Source organism: Sphingobium mellinum (genome assembly GCF_037860795.1).
GTDB classification, from domain to species: domain Bacteria; phylum Pseudomonadota; class Alphaproteobacteria; order Sphingomonadales; family Sphingomonadaceae; genus Sphingobium; species Sphingobium mellinum.
The window spans coordinates 1-13,572 of record NZ_JBANRK010000036.1; the positions used below are offsets into that span (position 1 = coordinate 1).

The 13,572-nt window shown below is 62.7% G+C and carries 13 protein-coding genes; 6 read left to right on the forward strand and 7 right to left on the reverse strand.

Translation table 11 applies throughout. The annotated features are described in order from the left end of the window. Nucleotides 1-50 precede the first annotated feature (50 nt). Entirely contained in the window at nucleotides 51-950 is a 900-nt protein-coding gene (locus tag AAC640_RS17865) for a LysR substrate-binding domain-containing protein (RefSeq protein WP_340268731.1), read from the reverse strand. Nucleotides 951-1,421: 471 nt separating this feature from the next. Continuing rightward, the gene (locus AAC640_RS17870; protein ID WP_340268733.1) at nucleotides 1,422-2,087 is read right to left on the reverse strand and encodes a glutathione S-transferase family protein; all 666 of its coding nucleotides are present in this window, start codon (nucleotides 2,085-2,087) and stop codon (nucleotides 1,422-1,424) included. Between the two features lie 363 nt (nucleotides 2,088-2,450). Here AAC640_RS17870 and AAC640_RS17875 point away from each other — a divergent pair, with 363 nt between their 5' ends. The 4 genes from AAC640_RS17875 (at nucleotide 2,451) to AAC640_RS17895 (ending at nucleotide 5,986) form a co-directional block, all read left to right on the forward strand. Then, entirely contained in the window at nucleotides 2,451-3,470 is a 1,020-nt protein-coding gene (locus AAC640_RS17875) for a YeiH family protein (RefSeq protein ID WP_340268735.1), read from the forward strand. Nucleotides 3,471-3,501: 31 nt separating this feature from the next. After that, entirely contained in the window at nucleotides 3,502-4,104 is a 603-nt protein-coding gene (locus AAC640_RS17880; RefSeq protein ID WP_340268737.1) for a cysteine dioxygenase family protein, read from the forward strand. Then, nucleotides 4,101-5,669 (forward strand): rhodanese-like domain-containing protein, encoded by a 1,569-nt coding sequence (locus AAC640_RS17885; protein ID WP_422795011.1) that lies wholly within the window; start codon nucleotides 4,101-4,103, stop codon nucleotides 5,667-5,669. The genes AAC640_RS17880 and AAC640_RS17885 overlap by 4 nt, the downstream gene beginning before the upstream one ends. Nucleotides 5,670-5,800: 131 nt before the next feature. Continuing rightward, nucleotides 5,801-5,986 carry a hypothetical protein gene (locus AAC640_RS17895; protein ID WP_340268739.1) on the forward strand — a complete coding sequence of 62 codons (186 nt, stop codon included), beginning with the start codon at nucleotides 5,801-5,803 and terminating at the stop codon, nucleotides 5,984-5,986. Between the two features lie 184 nt (nucleotides 5,987-6,170). Here AAC640_RS17895 and AAC640_RS17900 read toward each other — a convergent pair whose 3' ends face one another. Both AAC640_RS17900 and AAC640_RS17905 read right to left on the reverse strand, forming a co-directional pair. Then, on the reverse strand, nucleotides 6,171-6,464 hold the full coding sequence (locus AAC640_RS17900; protein WP_340268741.1) for a hypothetical protein: 294 nt from the start codon (nucleotides 6,462-6,464) through the stop codon (nucleotides 6,171-6,173). Beyond that, entirely contained in the window at nucleotides 6,461-6,601 is a 141-nt protein-coding gene (locus tag AAC640_RS17905) for an alpha/beta fold hydrolase (protein WP_340268743.1), read from the reverse strand. Before AAC640_RS17905 ends, AAC640_RS17900 begins: the two co-directional genes overlap by 4 nt. Nucleotides 6,602-6,768: 167 nt before the next feature. Between AAC640_RS17905 and AAC640_RS17910 the strand changes: the two genes are divergently transcribed. Beyond that, entirely contained in the window at nucleotides 6,769-7,383 is a 615-nt protein-coding gene (locus tag AAC640_RS17910; protein ID WP_340268744.1) for a hypothetical protein, read from the forward strand. A gap of 90 nt (nucleotides 7,384-7,473) precedes the next feature. On the opposite strand, the gene katG is transcribed toward AAC640_RS17910, so the two are convergent. Continuing rightward, nucleotides 7,474-9,723: a catalase/peroxidase HPI gene (katG, locus tag AAC640_RS17915; protein WP_340268746.1), complete on the reverse strand. Its 2,250-nt coding sequence runs from the start codon at nucleotides 9,721-9,723 to the stop codon at nucleotides 7,474-7,476. Between the two features lie 356 nt (nucleotides 9,724-10,079). Between katG and AAC640_RS17920 the strand changes: the two genes are divergently transcribed. Further along, nucleotides 10,080-10,880, forward strand: coding sequence for a DUF2189 domain-containing protein (locus tag AAC640_RS17920; RefSeq protein WP_340268748.1), 801 nt, complete (start codon nucleotides 10,080-10,082; stop codon nucleotides 10,878-10,880). 225 nt (nucleotides 10,881-11,105) lie between these two features. Here the strand turns inward: AAC640_RS17920 and AAC640_RS17925 are convergent, their stop codons facing one another. Together AAC640_RS17925 and AAC640_RS17930 are read right to left on the reverse strand one after the other, a co-directional pair. Beyond that, on the reverse strand, nucleotides 11,106-12,029 hold the full coding sequence (locus tag AAC640_RS17925) for a DUF6473 family protein (protein ID WP_340268750.1): 924 nt from the start codon (nucleotides 12,027-12,029) through the stop codon (nucleotides 11,106-11,108). A 37-nt stretch (nucleotides 12,030-12,066) separates the two neighbouring features. Then, nucleotides 12,067-13,212 carry a sulfotransferase family protein gene (locus AAC640_RS17930; RefSeq protein ID WP_340268752.1) on the reverse strand — a complete coding sequence of 382 codons (1,146 nt, stop codon included), beginning with the start codon at nucleotides 13,210-13,212 and terminating at the stop codon, nucleotides 12,067-12,069. Nucleotides 13,213-13,572 lie beyond the last annotated feature (360 nt).

The following is a 13,572-nucleotide window of genomic DNA, read 5'->3' on the forward strand; positions in this document are numbered from 1 at the left end:
GCCTTCCTCTACGCCGCCGCTGCCCTGGTCCTCATCAGGCGCATCGCTCGTTACGCATGAGATTCAAGACGGGCTCTAAGAGGACAAGCCGTCGCAAGTTCGAAGGGAGGGCAGACGAGATTTTCTATTGCCTCGGTGATCAGGTCGGCAAGGCCGGTGATGGCTCGATGGGCTGACGGAAGGGTCATGACGCCCACGAAATAGGTGGGCAGTTCAATGCTTTTCAGGTCGACTGCGGAAAAGCGGTGTCCCAGAAAAGCCGAGGATCGACAGGTGAGGGCGAGCCCCGCCTCGACAGCGACGCGCAGGGTGGAGAGGTTGGATGTTTCGACGATGGTCTGATAGGGGTGCCCGGCCGCCTCCAGCGCGGCCACCGCGCAGTCGCGGGCAAGGCAGGGCTTGGTCATGAAGGCGAGTGGAAGCGTCTCGCGCTCGGCAAGCGTGGGATCGCCCAGCCAGACCATGCGCGCCGGCGCGACGGTATATTCATCTTCCTTAACCGAATGATAGACTGCAATGTCGATCAGGTGGGCCGTGAACAACTCCCTGATCTCGCCGGAATTGCCGACCCTGATCTGCAGTTCGGCCCCGGGGTTCAACTGGACGAAACGGGCCAGGACGCCGGAAAGGATCTCATCCCCGAAATCCTGAACGACGCCGATGCGCACCGGACCGTTCAAACCGGCGCGATCCAGGCTTTCCACCGCCTGATCGTTCAGTTCCAAAATGCGGCGGGCAAGTTCCAGCAGTCTTTCGCCGGACGAAGTGAGGACCAGCGCGCCCTGTTCCCGACGGAAAAGGGGAACCTGAACGATTTCCGACAGACGTTTCATTTGCAGGCTGAGCGCGGATTGGGTCAGGAAGATTTTTTCGGTGGCGCGAACGATCGAGCCGGTGTCCGCGATCGCCACGAAACTTCGCAGCAAATTGGTCGGAAGATTCACCTGCATCACTCATCCTCACATCAGGCCATTGTGGCTCTATTGCCGGTTTATCCAGCCGGTTGTCAAAGTGCCCTGATGCGTTCTCCTTCAACTCCTGAGCAATTCGAAACCCGGCCCCCGTCGATGAACGGGCCGCGCGGCCCATATCTAAGACCTTCTCTTTCTAGATAGAAAATGCAGGGCGGGCAAGCATGGCAATGAGCCATCCCAACAATGGGACGGCTTGCCGGGCCGGCAAAGCGAACCGCCCGGGGCCTTTTCAAGGCCGAAGGCGATCGGCAGGTGGTTAAGCGCGAACCGGCGTCCGGTTATGACACGGCGTGCAGCTTGTCTGGCTAGCGCGCCAGACCGAACGAAGGCGCGTCAGATTATCTGGCCGAGCCGTCCAGAGCGACGAACGGCGTGCCCGCCTGCGCACCCCTCATATGGAGCGGGTGGGGCCGGAGCGGCCGGCAGATACCGCAGGATTGGATTGGCCTAGCCGGCCTGCGTCACGGCGGCCCAGGGAGCCGGGGCGCCCGCGGCTTCCAGCTTGAGCGCCACGGCGACATCCGGGCGGTCCGTATTGCGCAGCACGCTCGCGCTCCAGTGAGGGAAACGGGAGCAGTCGAGTTCCAGCTTCTGGGCCCAGCGCCACGCTACGATGCTGAATATGTCGGCAGGACCGAAAGTGCCGCCATTGAGAGCGTCACGGTTCTGCGCAATCCTGCCATCCAGTTCCGCAAAGGCTGTCGTGAGGCGCTGCCTGCCAGATACCTTGAGGCTTTCCTTGACGTCCGCGTCCTCGGTGAACCGCTCGCCACGAAAGCATTGCGCGACATGGACGTGGACGGTGTTGGAAAACCAGCACAGCAATTCCATCGTCTGCCCGAGCAGTAACGGATCGCCCATCGGCAGAATGTCGGAACTGCTATAGCGCGCCGCAAGATAGGTGAGGATGGCGTTGAGTTCCGTGATGGTGGTTCCATCGGCAGACAGCGCCGGGACCCTGCCGTGAGGATTAATTGCCAGAAACGCTTCGTCGCGTTGGTCGCCGGCGCCGAGGTTGAGCGATACCAACTGATAATCCGCACCTGTCTGCTCTATCGCCCAGAGGGCGACCAGGGCGCAGCTGCCCTGCGCACCATAAAGTATCAAGGACATCCAAAGACCTCTCTAGAATTACGCGCAGAGCTACCATGCTTATCGTCGGCCGCTTGCGCCCCGCAATCCACACCCCTGCGTCCATGCTGATGATAACTCGGCTCATCAAGTTCAAACGACTATTCGTAAATGCGTCATGAGCTTTGCTCATCTTGTCACCTTAAGGTAGCGGGAATGCAAAACAGGCGACGGAAGCCGCGCCTGGACGGCGGTTGAGAAAACCCAACATGCGATATGAGCAAATCTCGATTGCCGGGACTTGCCAGCTTGTCCAAAAGCCCGCCCATGCTGACTAAAAGGGAGCTGTGGCCTTCGATGCGCCCCGTCCGACCGAGGCTGATCCCGCCTCAAACCAGTCCCGTAATGGCAGCTGATCTCTTCTGCGAGCTTTACGAACCCGAAAAGACCCGGTCGGTACGGGATTACTGGCCGGGATTGGCGGTGACGGCGGCGGCCGTACTGGCGGCCAGTTTCCTGTCGGGCCATTATGGCGCGCCGCTGGCGCTCATGGGATTGCTCATCGGTCTTTCGTTAAGCTTCCTCCACCAGGACAGGCGGTTGCATCCCGGTCTTGGCCTGGCGTCGCATACGCTGCTGCGGGTCGGAATCATGCTGATCGGCCTCAAGGTGACCGCCTCCCAGATCGCCGATCTCGGGCCGGCAGCCTTTTGCGCCGTGACGCTCATCACGGCCACGACGCTGCTGTCGGGCATCCTGTTCGGGCGCATGCTGGGGTTCAGCACGAGCTTCGGAACGCTGGCGGGTGGGGCGGTGGCGATATGCGGCGCATCGGCGGCGGCGGCGCTCGCTGCCGTGCTGAACACCCGGCGCGAAAATCCGGCGCATCTCTCGATCGTGCTGGTGGGCATAGCCGCGGTGAGCGCGCTTGGCATGTCGGTCTATCCGACGATCGCGCACATGCTGCATCTGAGTGACCGGCAGGCGGGGTTTTTCCTTGGCGCGTCGATCCATGACGTGGCCCAGGCCCTGGGCGCGGGCTATTTCTATTCGGAACGCGCAGGCCAGACCGCGACGATCGTGAAACTCAGCCGCGTGGCATTGCTGATGCCCGTGCTCGCAATCGTGGCCTATGGCGTGTCCCGCAACGATGGGGATCGCCGGATGATCGGCAAGGTGCCCTGGTTCCTTCTGGGCTTCCTGCTGCTCGTGGTCGTCAATTCGCTGGTCAAGATCCCGCCTGCCGTGGGAACGGCGCTCGGTGGAATAGCGACGACATTGATCGCCGCCGCCATCACGGCCGCCGGGATCAGTTCGCCTCTGGCTTCGCTCCTTACCACTGGTATAAAGCCGCTGATGGTCATCGCGGGCGCTTCGCTTGTCGCGCTCATATTGTCGCTCGCCGCCGCATTGATGCTGTTCTGAGCCGATGGCGACCGACGGGGAGAACATCTTCATGAATGATACATATAATATAGCGCGATTGCGTACCTTCGTCACTGAACTCGCCGACTTGATGGATATTCATCAGGACGAGCCGGCCCTGCTGGCCGCTGCCGCCCCCTTGCTCGGCCAATTGGTCGCGCATGATGACTGGCTGCCGGCGCAGTTCTCGGCGCCCGGCTCGCGCGACTATCAGCAATATCTGCTCCATTGCGACAGCCGGCAGCGATTTTCGATCGTGAGTTTCGTCTGGGCGCCGGGACAGTCGACACCCATTCACAATCACCAGACCTGGGGCCTCATCGGCATGTTGCGCGGTTGCGAGGTCAACCAGAGCTATGTCATCGACGAGGCCGGCATTCCCCGCCCGAAGGGGGCTCCTGAACGACTGACGCCCGGCAATGTCGAGATGCTCTCGCCAACCACAGGCGATATTCACAAGGTCTGGAATTATTATGAGGACCGGCCGTCGGTCAGCGTCCACGTCTATGGCGCCAATATCGGCGCCGTGAAGCGGTTGTCCTATGATGCCGAAGGCGGCAGCAAGACTTTCATATCCGGCTATTCCAATGCAACGCTTCCCAACCTCTGGGACCTGTCGAAAGAAGAGATGTGACCCGACCCGTGACCCCTGCCGAAGTCAGATTCCAGCTGCTGACACGCCAGGAAATCGCCCTGCTCGATGTCCGGGAAGAGGCGCCCTTCGCTTTGTCCCATCCGCTGTTCGCGTCGCAGATGTCGGCCGGCCTCATCGAGGTGGAGGCGCTTGACCGCCTGCCGCGCAAGGACGTGCCGATCGTTCTTTACGATGATGGCGAGGGACTGGTGGAGATCGCCGCCCGCCGCCTCGCCGCGCTCGGCTACAGCAATGTGCGCGCGCTGGAAGGCGGGCTGAAGGGATGGGAGGCAGAGGGCGGCGAACTGTTCCAGGACGTGAATTCCTATTGCAAGGCGTTCGGCGAGGTCGTTGAGGGTCGGCGACACACCCCGCTGCTGCCCGCGCCCGACCTCGACGCGATGCTGCGCGACAATGCCAATGTGGCCGTGATGGATGCCCGGCGCTATGATGAATATGAGGTGATGAGCATCCCCGGCGGGACCAGCGTTCCTGGGGCCGAGCTGGTCCTGCGCGCGCAGGCGTTGGCGCCCGATCCTTCGACCACCATCGTCGTCAACTGCGCCGGCAGGACGCGCAGCATCATCGGCGCGCAATCGCTGATCAACGCCGGGGTGCCCAACCCCGTCTATGCGCTGCGGAACGGCACGATCGGGTGGACCCTGGCGGGACTGGAACTGGCGCATGGCAAGAACAGCCGCGCGCCGGAGGCGGAGGCCGATCTCGGCGCGGCGGCGCTGGAGCGGGCACGGGACGTGTCCTATCGCGCGGGCGTGCGAGTGTTGACGAGCGAACAGGTGGCGCTGCTTGCCGCCGATACCGCTCGCACCCTCTATCGCTTCGATGTCAGGACGCCGGAAGAATATGCGGCCGGACATGTGCCGGGTTTCCGAGGCATGCCGGGCGGGCAGCTGGTGCAGGAAACCGACATGGTCGCTCCGGTGCGCGGCGCGCGCATCGTGCTGTGGGACAATCTCGGAGTCCGCGCGCATATGAGCGCGTCCTGGCTCGCCCAGATGGGGTGGGATGTCTATGTGGTCGAAGGCCGGTTGGAAGAAGCGACGGAGGAGGGGGCGTGGACGCCGACCCTGCCGCCCCTTCCCGGCGCTGACTTCATGTCGGTTGATGACCTGGCGCAGGCCCTTCAGTCCGGGCGAGCGACGCTGATCGATCTTGCGCCTTCGCTGATCCATCGCAAGGGCCACATCCCCGGCGCCCGCTTCGCCATTCGCGCGCGGATTGAGGAAGCACTTGCCGCTATCGGTGGCGAGGCCGACGTCGTGCTGACATCGCCCGACGCAGCGCTCGCCACATTTGCTGCGGCTGATCTGGCGTCCGGCCGGCGGGTTCATGTTCTGAAGGGAGGCACAGCCGCCTGGAAGGCGTCGGGCCGGCCAATGGAAACCGGGTTCGAATATCCGCTGATGCCTGCCGACGATGTCTACAAGCGTCCCTATGTCGGCACTGACAATGCGGCGGCGCAGATGCAGGCCTATCTCGACTGGGAATATGGGTTGGTCGACCAACTGCGGCGCGATGGGACCCACGGCTTTTTCGTCGTTTGACCAGGCGGCGACAGGCGGCAGGATCGGTTCGCGCCGGCGCATGTAGCGCCCGGATTGGTTAGCACGCACAAGGAACTCTCGCCCCGGCGGCCCGTTCGTTGCATATCCCACGGATGCTTCAGGAGTGGCAGATGGAACGCGATTGGAAGCGGCCCACGCCCGGGCCGACCCTTGCAGAGCTGGCGTCGCCCGGACCGCGCATGCCGACCGACAAGGAACGCGCGCAGATCGCGGCGGCACGGGAGCGCGGCCGCCAAGACCAGCAGGCAATGCGCGCCGCCGGTTTTGGCGATCACAAGGGCGTCGAGGGATTTTAGGGCATGGTCCACCGACCCGGGAGATCACCTCGTCAAGCCAGGTAAAAGGCCGCCCGGATCCATCCGGACGGCCTTTCCCTTGTCAGCCGATCGACCGATCAGGAGACGCGCTTTTTCACGGCGGAGGTCGTGATCTTTGTTCCGGCCGGCGCCGGCATGGGCGCGCCCTCGCCGCGCGATGCGATCAGCGCTTTGCGCGCCGACCCAGCCGCCGCCGGTTCTTGCCGACCGCCTTGCGATAATGTGCGATCGACGCCTTCACCGCGGCTGGTGGCGTCGACCCCAGCGTGCCGGTCATCGCCCGCCATTGCAGTTGCCCGACCGCTTCGACCTTCTCGGCGACCATGAGTTGCGCCTCGGCCATGGCGGCAGGGTCGCCGGTCAGCAACCGGGGCAGGCGCAGGCCGATGACGGTCCAGGCTTCCATTCCCAGCCGCCAGCTGTCGATCGCCAGCCCTAGGGGATCCGCCTTCTTCATTTCGCCTCCAGCAGGGCGAGCGGCTGATATTCCCACCGGTCGCCTGACTGCGGCCAGCCGTGGATAAGCATGACGGCCGGACCCGAGCCCATATCCTTGACGTGGATCGCGCGGCCTTGGGCGGTCTGGATATGCATCGGGACAAAGCTCCTGGTCGTGAGAAGGGGCAACCGGCGGCGGACGGCATCGTTCCATGCGGAAGGGGAAATGGCGCGGGGTGGAACAAAGCCCGCCCGGTCCGGGTTGGAACGGACGAGGCGGCGGGCGCCCTGAGCGGCCTGATACAGGCCAAGGAGATGTCATCGTGACGTTTACTCCGCTGGAAATCGGATTGGGCCTGGTCGTCCTCGTCCTGCTAGCCGGGACCGTGGCGCTGGTCGTCCAGAACCGCCGTCGCGCCAATCTGCGCGCCAAGTTCGGCCCGGAATATGCCCGCACCGTCGAAGCAGTCGGCAGCTCCCGCAAGGCGGAAGCCGAACTGGCCGAACGGGAAAAGCGGGTGGCCGCCTTTTCAATTCACCCGCTTTCGGCGCAGCAGGTGGACATGTTCACCGATGACTGGATGAAAGTGCAGACCCAGTTTGTCGATGATCCGCAGGGCGCCGTGTCCCGCGCCGACGTGTTGCTGACGGAGGTCATGGAAGTGCGCGGCTATCCCATTGTGGATTTCGAGCGCCGCTCGGCCGACCTGTCCGTCGATCATCCCGAAGTGGTGCAGAACTACCGCTCCGCGCACGACATCGCGATCCGCCACGCCCGCGGAGAGGCGGATACAGAAGATTTGCGCCAGGCAATGATCCACTATCGCGCGCTGTTCGAGGAACTGGTGCACGAACAGGGCGAGCCCGACGGCTTCGCGCACCTGTCACGTCCCAGCCGCTTTCCCGATTCCGATTTTCGACGACGCGACCTGCACTGACCCTGATCTGAATTAGACTGGCCATCGCCGCGTTGCCCCAGAAGGCTCCGCGGCGATGGCTCTGTGTTGGGGCTCGTGCTGGACCCGGTGTCAGGCGCCGGTGGTCAGGCCCGACCGACCCAGGTCAAAGCGGTCGGCATCCATCACCTTGACCCAGGCGGTGATGAAATCGTCGACGAACTTTCGCTCTCCATCGGCGGACGCATAGACTTCCGACAGCGCCCGCAGCTGTGAATTGGACCCGAAGACGAGGTCAACCCGCGTGGCCGTCCATTTGCGCGCGTCGGTCTTGCGGCACGTGCCCACGAAGATGTCGCCCCGGTCGCTTTCCGCCTTCCACGCCGTGCCCATGTCGAGCAGGTTGACGAAGAAATCGTTGGTCAACTGTCCCGGCCTGTCGGTGAACACACCATGGTTCGACCCGCCGTGATTGGCGCCCAGCACGCGCAGTCCGCCCATCAGCACCGTCATCTGCGATGCGCTGAGGCGGAGCAGGCTGGCGCGGTCGATCAGCAGTTCCTCCACCGGGACGCGATAGCTGACCGGCAGATAGTTGCGGAAGCCGTCGACCTTGGGCTCCAGCACGGCAAAGCCGTGGACGTCGGTTTCCTCCTGCGACGCGTCGGTCCGACCGGGGGTGAAAGCCACGGTAACGTCGTGGCCCGCCGCCCTGGCCGCCTGCTCGATGCCAACCGATCCGCCCAGCACGACCAGATCGGCGATGCTGACCTTCTTGCCGCCCCGCGCGCTGCCGTCAAAGTCCGCCTTGATGCCTTCATAGACTGACAGCACCTGCGCGAGCTGCTCGGGCTGATTGACCGCCCAGTCCTTCTGCGGCGCCAGGCGGATTCGCCCGCCATTGGCGCCGCCGCGCTTGTCCGACCCGCGGAAGGTCGACGCCGAAGCCCATGCCGTCCGCACCAGTTCAGCGACGGTCAGGCTGGACGCCGCGATCTTCTGCTTCAGGGTGGCAACGTCCGCCGCGTCGACGGAAGGATAGTCCGCCGCCGGGATGGGATCCTGCCAGATCAGGTCTTCCGCCGGAACGTCGGGTCCCAGATAGCGCGTCTTGGGCCCCATGTCGCGATGGCACAGTTTGAACCAGGCGCGTGCGAACGCGTCGGCGAAGGCGTCCGGATCCTTGCGGAACCGCTCGGCGATCGGGCGATAGTCGGGGTCCATCTTGAACGCCATGTCGGCGGTCGTCATCATCGTCGGCAGGCGTCTGTCCGGGCTGTGCGCGCCGGGCGCCATGTCCTCGGGCTTCTGACCGACAGGCTGCCACTGATGCGCGCCCGCCGGGCTCTTCACCAGCTCATACTCATAGTCGAGCAGCATGTGGAAGAAGCTCATGTCCCAGCTGATAGGGGTTGGCGTCCACGCGCCTTCGATGCCGCTGGTTATGGTGTGATCGCCCATGCCGCTTTCATGCCCGCTCTGCCAGCCCAGGCCCTGCTGCGCGATGTCCGCACCCTCCGGCTCCGCGCCGATCTTGGACGCGTCGCCCGCGCCATGGGCCTTCCCGAAGGTATGGCCGCCAGCCGTCAGCGCCAGCGTTTCCTCGTCGTTCATTCCCATGCGCGCGAAGGTTTCGCGGATGTCGCGGGCCGACTGCAACGGATCGGGGTTGCCGCCCGGTCCTTCCGGATTGACGTAGATGAGGCCCATCTGGATCGCGGCGAGTGGGTCCTCCAGCGCCATGTCCTTGTCCGGCTGGATGCGGGTCTGGTTGTCGGGATTGCCGACCCACTGTTCCTCGGTGCCCCAATAGATGTCCTTTTCCGGCTCCCACACATCCTCGCGGCCGCCGCCGAAGCCGAATACTGGCCCGCCCATCGATTCAATCGCGACATTGCCGGTCAGGATCATGAGGTCCGCCCAGCTGAGCTTGCGCCCATATTTCTGCTTGATCGGCCAGAGCAGCCGACGCGCCTTGTCGAGATTGGCATTGTCCGGCCAGCTGTTGAGCGGAGCGAAGCGCTGCCCGCCCGACGACGCACCGCCGCGACCATCGCCGGTGCGGTAGGTGCCGGCCGAATGCCAGGCCATGCGGATGAAGAAGGGGCCGTAATGCCCATAGTCCGCCGGCCACCAAGGCTGGCTGTCGGTCATCAGCGCGCGCAGGTCCTGCTTCACCGCCTCCAGGTCCAGTGTCTCGAACTCTTTCGCGTAATTGAAGGATTCGCCCATCGGATTGGCGTGCGCGCCATTTTGATGCAGGATTTCCAATGGCAGCTGGTTCGGCCACCAGTCGCGGCTGGTGCGCCCCAGCAGTGATCGCAGCGCGGCCGGTTCCCTGGCCGGACAGCTGAGTGGACTTCCGCCCGTTTTGGCGTCCATGACGTGGCTCCTTCTTGAAAATGCCTGATACAGCTAGGCTCGAACGGCCGGGCTGGTGAAGCGATTAACATTGGTCATGCTGATCGATAAAAGCGATCAAGGGCTTCATCCCATGACATTAAGGCTCTGGTTGCGCTGGGACAAACTGGCCCGATCCCACGACGCGTGCCTGTCCATCAACCCTATTGTGGGAAGGGCGCGAAAGAGTGTAGTCTGCGGCCAGGCCATGAGGCGTTCCTCATGCCGAGACGATGCCAAGGCAGGCCCTTGAAACGGGACTGCATCATGCACCGGTCCCGACAGAGGGCAGGACAAGCCGCACGCACGTCATGGCGCCATTCGAAGGGAGAGCGGCCATGGCAATTGCTCATCCAGTTGAACTTGCATCTTCTCGTCAAGATTATGAAATCCGCAAGATAGGCCTGCCGGACCTCAAGATCGCGCTGCGACAGGGCTGGGACGATTTCCAGGCCAAGCGCGGCGATCTCGTCTTCATCGGGATCATATATCCGGTGGTTGTGCTGTTCGCCATTCTTACGGCCAGCCAGATGTCGATCTTGCCCCTCCTGTTCCCGCTGCTCGGAGGGTCGCTTCTCTTGGGTCCTCCGCTGGCCAGCGGCTTCTACGAACTCGCACGCCGCCGCGAGCAGGGGCTCGACAGCCGCTGGCGGCATTTTGTGGACGTGGTTCGGGGACCTTCGGCGCCGTCGCTGTTTGACCTGACCAGCATCACGGCCCTTCTGTTTTTCGCCTGGATGGCCGCGGCGTGGCTTATCTATCGCGCGACCGTGGGCCAACTGGGGCCAGAGGTCGTCAGTTCCGTCGGCGCTTTCCTGAACGCTGTGTTCGGCACGGCGCAGGGCTGGCAGATGATCGTCGTCGGCAATCTGGTGGGTCTGGGCTTTGCCATCGTTACCCTGGCGGTCAGCGTCGTGTCCTTCCCGCTGATTATTGACAAGCAGGCCAACTGGGGCGTGGCGCTGCGCACTTCCGTGCGGGTCGCCTTGGCCAATCCGGTGCCGATCGCAGCCTGGGGCGTGATCGTCGTTGCGCTGCTGATCATTGGTGCGCTGCCGGGCCTGGTCGGCCTCGCCGTGGTGCTGCCGCTGCTTGGCTACGCGACCTGGCATCTCTATACGCGCGCCGTGGTCCGGTAAGACATAGGCTTGCCTGCACGACCGGGAGCACTACAGCGCATCGGTCGGCAGTCCTCAGCCGACAAGCTGGACCGCCAAGCCCCCATATGGGAGCAGGGTGCGTGTCACGCCCGGCACCCGACCAGGGCGAATTGCTCTTCCCCCTGGTCGAGGGCATTCTGACGGGCCTGGATGCTTTATCCTGACATGCCCCCAGGGCAGGGGCACGGACGGCGATCGTCAGTGTCATTTCGGCAATTTCAGACCGGGCAGCACCTTCTCTATCGCCTCGGCCGCGTCTTCATGCATTTCGGGTGAGGGATAATAGTGGTTGGTGCTCCACTTCATCCCCTTCGCATAGGCCGCCATGCTGCCACCGTCCACTTCGATCGGTTCGCCGGTAAAACGGCTGACAAGCGGATAGCCGTAGTTCCGCATGCTTCTGCATTCGGCATAAGCGTCAAAAAATGGCCGCACTTCATTCAAGCTTGCGGTGTCGACGAATTGCGGAAACTTCCCGAGGATGCTCATCATATCCGAGGCCCGGTAATCTACCGGCTCGTCCAGATCCTTATCGGAGAAGTAGAAGAGGATTTTTGGGACGGTGATCCTTTCCGCCAGTTCGCGATATCGCCGTACCCAGTTTTCGAGGCTTTCCGCGACGTAGAGCGGCGCCTTTTCCCTTTCTTCATTGAAGATGATCGGCCAGGCTTCCATGGTGGAAATCTGCTGTCCCGTCTTCAGGTCGAGCAACGCTTCCACAAATCCATATGCGCCGAAGCGAGAATTCGGTTCCGTTCGCGCGGTCATCACCTGGACGATCGAGAAACGACCTTTGTTTACCAGATCGAGCAGTCGGGGCGCCTGGAGATAGAAGCCCGCGCCGCCGCCTCCCACGCTCAGGTTCAGTAGCGGCAGTCCCAGATGATCGGCAAGGATGTCGCCAAATGTTCGCTCGACGAAAATGCCGTTTGCCTGAGCGCCGCCAAGGCAGGTGAAATATTCGCCGCTATCGAGCACATCCTGCGATAGCGGAGGGCCGCGAAACTTGACGCCCGGGATGCCATCGATTTCATAATATTGATAGTCGACGATTTCATGATCGCGCTTGCTATAGTCAAGGCTCCATTCCGCGGGATGGTCCTCGGGCTTGAAATCATAGTTTACCATCGACGATCTCCAAAATCAGCGCATCGGGCGCAACGCATCACAAATATTCCCCAAATGCCTCATAATAGCGAGAAAAGGTCCGCCTGATCTCTTCGTCCGTGCTACCGACATCCTCCGCCGAATATTTCGCTTCGCCGTGCTTGCCCTTGGGGTTGTCCGCTTCCCATCCTTCGATTGCGCGCAGGGCATCCATCGTCAGGTCAAGGCCGGCGAATTCGTAGACCTTGCGTGCCACCGCCCGCCCGTCCCTGACGACCTCGGCGAAGGCCAGGTCAAGCACGGGGATATCGGGATTGCGCGCCCGCCATGCCATGTGGCGGTCCACCGCCGAAGACAGATGGCCAAGCATCTTGTCGGCGAAGACATGGCTGTTGTCCTGATCGGAAAAGATGCGCCGCGTCGCCATGACGGTGCTCGTCACCGAGGGCACGCATTTCACCGGGTCGCGATGAGTCACGATGAAGCGGGGGCTTTCGTACGCCGCCGTCAGGAAATCTTCCTGACCCATATGGTTCGGATCCTTGAACAGCCACGGCTTCGCCGGAGACCCGTTTTGCCATTGCAGATATTTGATGACCGAGACCAGATAATCATAGGCCGGCGTCAGGTCCGCCTGGGCCACCCATGCGGCGTAGCTGGGCGTGTCGTACATTCCGAATATGGTGGGATGGCGATAGGTCGCTTCCATCAGGAAACATTCTTCTTCCGGCTCTTCGGCATGCAAGGGGTGGCCGATCAACATCGCTGGCGATTGTTCGTAAATCCAGGCCTCGTAAGCCCTGGCCTCGCGGATGCGTTGCGCGACACCGCCATCGGCGATGCCCGGCACCCTTGCGAACTTCATTGTCTGCCAGAAATTGAGCGTCTGGAAGTGTCCTGTCGCGCCAAGCATGCGATGGAGCTTGGTGCTGCCGGTTCGGGGAAGCGAGAGAATGATCAGGGGAGAGCGGATACGCTCCCGCGCGATTTCCGCATGCGCCTGCATGTCCCGGGCAAACCACAGCCGCTGGATCAGCAGGTTAACGAACTTGTCCTGAAGCTGCGCCTGACATGTCTCACGAATACCCGCCTCACGGTTGATCGCGTCGACCAGTAGCGTGAAGCCTTCCCGGAAATCGTCTGGCCCGAAATCATGCAGGCCGGTCCTGGCGGAGGCCGCGCTCAACAATTCCGATGCGTCCACGACCTTCTCTCCTCATCGAAACGGCGTCCGGCTTGCTGCCGATAGCGACCATGACGGGTTCCTGACTGTCGAAGGGGTGGGACCCCATCAGAAACACGCGTTTTTACCCCGCACGAGCTGGACTAGAAACCCCCATTTGGAGGTCCGATCGCAGAGGGCCAACTACCCTCCCTGCCTGGGCTGGACCTGAAGACCGGCGACGCGGATCGCATCGGCCGGGCTCCAGATCATTATCTTGCCGCCTTTTCCAGTCGGCAGTTGATTCCATCTGCTTGGAAAGCGCCTTAGAGGCTGTGTCAGAACGCTGACGTAACGGTAGACGATCGAGTTCCGATATGATTCCGAGGGGTTGCGAGACCA

Bases quoted from the DNA above. Each gene is read 5' to 3' on its own strand.
- AAC640_RS17865 (WP_340268731.1), bottom strand. From the start codon at position 950: ATGCAGGTGAATCTTCCGACCAATTTGCTGCGAAGTTTCGTGGCGATC.
- AAC640_RS17870 (WP_340268733.1), bottom strand. From the start codon at position 2,087: ATGTCCTTGATACTTTATGGTGCGCAGGGCAGCTGCGCCCTGGTCGCC.
- AAC640_RS17875 (WP_340268735.1), top strand. From the start codon at position 2,451: ATGGCAGCTGATCTCTTCTGCGAGCTTTACGAACCCGAAAAGACCCGG.
- AAC640_RS17880 (WP_340268737.1), top strand. From the start codon at position 3,502: ATGAATGATACATATAATATAGCGCGATTGCGTACCTTCGTCACTGAA.
- AAC640_RS17895 (WP_340268739.1), top strand. From the start codon at position 5,801: ATGGAACGCGATTGGAAGCGGCCCACGCCCGGGCCGACCCTTGCAGAG.
- AAC640_RS17900 (WP_340268741.1), bottom strand. From the start codon at position 6,464: ATGAAGAAGGCGGATCCCCTAGGGCTGGCGATCGACAGCTGGCGGCTG.
- AAC640_RS17905 (WP_340268743.1), bottom strand. From the start codon at position 6,601: ATGCATATCCAGACCGCCCAAGGCCGCGCGATCCACGTCAAGGATATG.
- katG (WP_340268746.1), bottom strand. From the start codon at position 9,723: ATGGACGCCAAAACGGGCGGAAGTCCACTCAGCTGTCCGGCCAGGGAA.
- AAC640_RS17920 (WP_340268748.1), top strand. From the start codon at position 10,080: ATGGCAATTGCTCATCCAGTTGAACTTGCATCTTCTCGTCAAGATTAT.
- AAC640_RS17925 (WP_340268750.1), bottom strand. From the start codon at position 12,029: ATGGTAAACTATGATTTCAAGCCCGAGGACCATCCCGCGGAATGGAGC.